The sequence below is a fragment of the Sagittula sp. SSi028 genome (assembly GCF_048553715.1).
Classification (GTDB): domain Bacteria; phylum Pseudomonadota; class Alphaproteobacteria; order Rhodobacterales; family Rhodobacteraceae; genus Sagittula.
Map to the genome: position 1 here is coordinate 1 of NZ_JBLZNC010000046.1, position 729 is coordinate 729.

Annotated in this window: 1 protein-coding gene; it reads right to left on the bottom strand. The window is 63.2% G+C overall.

Translation table 11 applies throughout. The features are described from left to right. Positions 1-560: alcohol dehydrogenase catalytic domain-containing protein (locus tag ACN5AZ_RS18685; protein ID WP_419430397.1), on the bottom strand; the 560-nt coding region annotated here is incomplete at its 3' end. Positions 561-729 lie beyond the last annotated feature (169 nt).

Genomic DNA, 729 nt, shown 5'->3' on the forward strand with positions numbered 1-729 from the left:
GCCGCCGCGATCATCACCGCCGAGAGGCCGACGCCGCCGCAGCCATGCACCGCAACCCATTGACCGGCGCTGACTTTCCCTTGGTCGATGACCGCCCGGAACGAGGTGGCGAAGCGGCAGCCAAGGCTTGCGGCGGTGGCAAAATCCATCGTATCGGGCAGCGCCACGAGGTTCAGGTCCGCCTGATGGATCGGGACATATTCCGCGAAGGATCCCCAGTGGGTGAACCCCGGTTGTTCCTGATGCAGGCAGACCTGCTGGTTGCCGGAATGGCACTCCGAACAGCTGCCGCAGCCACAGATGAAGGGCACGGTGACCTTGTCGCCGGGCTTCCAGTTTTTCACGTCGCGACCCACCGCCTCGACCACGCCGGCCAGCTCGTGGCCCGGCACATGTGGCAGGTCGATGTCGCTGTCATGACCCATCCAGCCGTGCCAGTCGCTGCGGCAGACGCCGGTGGCGGCGACCTTCAGCACCACGCCGTGGGGGTCGGGCGTGGGGTCGGCGACGGTGGTCAGCTTGGGGGCTTCCTGGAATTTCTCGAAGAGGACGGCTTTCATGGCGGGGTCTTTCGGTTGGATGCGGATTGGTGACAGCTTAGCCCCTGCGGTGGGAAATACCTTTGCCAATCCTCCTTCTGTCACGGATCTTCAGGGAAGATTCTGCTCATGTTGAGCCACTTTGAGAAGGAAATCACCCCATGCCAGAGATTGACGCCGTCAATGCCCA